This window comes from Henriciella sp. (assembly GCF_049649345.1).
GTDB lineage: Bacteria > Pseudomonadota > Alphaproteobacteria > Caulobacterales > Hyphomonadaceae > Henriciella.
Window position 1 is genome coordinate 1 of the sequence record NZ_JBARZC010000235.1, and the last position, 3141, is coordinate 3141.

The following is a 3141-nucleotide window of genomic DNA, read 5'->3' on the forward strand; positions in this document are numbered from 1 at the left end:
CACCTTGCGCATGCGCGCTTTGACCTCGGCGATCCTGTTCTTCGTGCTGAATTTGATCGGTCTCGGTCTCGGGCCGCTCGTCGTCGGCATGCTGAGCGATGCGTTCACTGTCGCCGGCATGGCGAGCCCGCTCGGCACGGCAATGCTGATCTGCGGCGTGATCGCCGCCAGCGGCGCCTGCCTGCTCTATGTCCTCGCCGCGCGCACCGTGCGAGAAGACGTGGCATTGCTCGACGCTCCAGAGGCCAGCCTATGATCCGATCTCCCGCTACGGCCCTGCCCGTCATCCTTCTTGCCAGCGCCTGCGCGACAACGCCCGGCCAGCCGCCTTCGCCCTTGACCGTCGCGTCCACGCCGACCGGCGCGCAGGCCGCAGACGGACAGTCCATTTCGTGGCGCGAACACCTGATCGATGATGAAGGGGTCAATGGCGGCGTGCCGATCCGCGGCGGAGACGGGCTGGCCGTAGCTGATATCGACCGCGACGGGTTTCTGGACGTGATCTCTGTCCACGAGGATTCCAATCACCTTCGCATCGCCTTCGGCTCGGCTGATCCGGATGTCTGGGAGCTGGTGACCATCGGCGCGGGCGCGGAGGTCGGGGCGATTGAAGATGTCGCCATAGGCGACCTCAATGGCGATGGCTGGGCTGACCTCGTCGGGGCCTGCGAAGAGGCGCACCTCATTTATTTTCAGAACCCCGGTTCGGCGGCGCGCACCGAAGACTGGGCAAGCCTCATCCCGGACATCACGACCGGCCGCGGCTCCTGGCTGAGAGCCTTCATCGCCGATATCGACCAGGATGGCCGGATGGATGTGCTCGCGCCGAACAAGGGCTCGGCCGATATCATCGATCCGTCCGCCCGAACGTCTGACGGGCTTGCGACATCGCTGTTCACGATCACCGGCGACCCGCTAAAAAACGAGAGCTGGACCGAACAGGTCCTGTCTCGTGAGAATGTGCCGAACACGGCGATGCCGGTCGATATCGATGGCGATGGTGATCTTGATGTGCTCGCTGCGGCGCGCATCGATCTGACCATGACCCTGCTGGAAAATCTCGGCACCGACGAGACGGGAGAGGTCAGGATCCAGCCCCACCCTATCGTGATCGAAGCCGGCATGGACGTCCCGGAGGGCTGGCAGGGCCGGTCAAACGCTTTCCAGTCAACCTTCGCGGATCTCAATGGCGATGGACGCAAGGATCTTGTGGTCAGCGTCAGTGAGACCGTGCCCGGCGAGCCGGCCGGATCTGTCTTCGGCGGCCTCGGCTGGCTGAAACAGCCTGCGACTCTCTCCGAGCCTTGGACCTATTTTCGCATTGGCGACACCCTGCCTGACGTCACTGTGGGAATTGCCCTCACCGACATTGATGGCGACGGGGATCTGGACGCTGTGACGGGCGGGTATTCGGGCCTCAACATCATGACGGGAAGCTATTCAGGCGCCTCGCGCGATTATGACGAGCCCGGCGTCACCGCATCGGCGACGGTCGGCCGGATCGCCTGGTTCGAAAATCCGGGCGATGCCCGCAAGACCTGGCAGCGCCATGACGTCTCGCGCCGGGTGCGCGGCATGTATGACGGCTTCGTCCCGCTCGACATGGATGGTGACGGCGACACTGATCTTGTTTCGACGCGCGGCAATAGCGGCGAATATGACGGGGTGTTCTGGCTCGAGCAGGTGAGATCGCAAACCGCTCGGCCGGCTTTCACGCCAGCCCGCAGCCAAGAGAGCCGCGCCCTGCCCCTGCCCCCTTCGAACTGGGAGGCCCTCTACGAGGCAGGGACGACCTATATCGCGCCGAACAAGGCCGGAAAGGACTGAGAGAGGTGCGGCGGCGCGGGCCGCGTGCCGGCCCTACTCCTTGTCTTCAGCGCGCCTGGGCACCTCGATATTGAAGAACCACGCCTCGTCATTCTCGCGCAGGCCCTCAACCACGGTCTCATGAACCTCGAACATGCCGGGATAGGGATCGGTGGACGCCTTCGGCGTCTCTTCGATGTGGAGGTAGTTTTCCGCGTCACCATAGGAAAGCCAGGCCGGACCCTCCTCGCTCACCGGCTCGCCGGTTGCTGCAAAAGAGGTCCAGTAGTCCAGCAGCATCTCCGAAAGGGCGTCGTCCCCGGGTGCATCAGGGGTTGGCCAGGTCGCCGGTAGCTCATCGGCCTCTAGCGTGCCGAACACATAAGGCACCTCGCTGCCGTGGAAGGCACAAAGGTCCCTCTCGCGCGCGGAGGGATAGCAATGATCGAAGACGTATAGATAGGCAGGCTGGCCCGCGTCGCGCACCTTCCTGACAATCCGCTCGCCGGCCCAGCCGAAGATGCTGTCGCGCATCATTCCAAGGCTCGACTCGCGGATATCGTCTGACGGGTAAACGGCGATGATGTCGTCCGCGATGTCAGGATAGGATTTGGCGAGCGCGGCCTCATAGGCCTCTGCAGTCTCCGGCAAGGGCGGCAGCCACATGGCGTATGTGCGACCCTCGCCGCTGTTGAAGCCGGCGATGACAGGCACTTTCTGGTGCGCGCCGCTGTCGAACGCCTCGATCAGCTGTTCGGTCAGGAAGCGCCCGTCAATCGTGCCCTCGGCGGTAAATTGCTGAAGCGTCGAGCGGTTGATGAGGCTCTGCGCATCAGCCTCGCGCGCCGCTTCGATCGTCTCGTAGCCGAGCTTTTCGAGAAGCTCTGCACCCTTTTGCTCGGCCGGTGGCAAGCCATAAACAAATTGGTCCAGCGCTGAAAAAGTCCGGCTTCCGACGCTTTGCATGATGGCTTTGTCAAAGAGGCCCTCGGCGGCGGGGCTTGTGAGCAGATAGGCGACCGACAGCGCGCCTGCCGATTCACCCATGATGGTCACATTGCCCGCATCACCGCCGAATGCCTCGATATTCTCCTCCACCCATTCCAGCGCAGCGATCTGGTCCTGCAGGCCATAATTTCCGGAAACACCGTCCGGCGATTCTGCGCTGAGCCCGGGATGAGCAAGCCAGCCGAGCAAGCCGAGACGGTAATTGATCGACACGAAGACAATGCCGCGTTCGGCAAATTTCGTCCCGTCATATGTCGCAAACTCGGTTCCGCCGATGCGCAGCGATCCGCCATGGATCCAGATGATGACCGGCGCATCGGACGCGTC

2 protein-coding genes and 1 pseudogene are annotated in these 3141 nt (G+C 63.2%); 2 read left to right on the forward strand and 1 reads right to left on the reverse strand.

Annotated elements, in window-relative coordinates; translation table 11 throughout:
- Together WA989_RS06065 and WA989_RS06070 are read left to right on the forward strand one after the other, a co-directional pair.
- Positions 1-256 (forward strand): annotated as a pseudogene (locus WA989_RS06065) (hypothetical protein); the annotation flags it as partial.
- Entirely contained in the window at positions 253-1827 is a 1575-nt protein-coding gene (locus WA989_RS06070) for an FG-GAP repeat domain-containing protein (RefSeq protein ID WP_424339610.1), read from the forward strand. The pseudogene WA989_RS06065 and the gene WA989_RS06070, both read left to right, overlap by 4 nt.
- A gap of 33 nt (positions 1828-1860) precedes the next feature.
- Here the strand turns inward: WA989_RS06070 and WA989_RS06075 are convergent.
- A partial coding sequence (locus tag WA989_RS06075; RefSeq protein ID WP_424339611.1) for a carboxylesterase/lipase family protein occupies positions 1861-3141 on the reverse strand: 1281 nt, incomplete at its 5' end.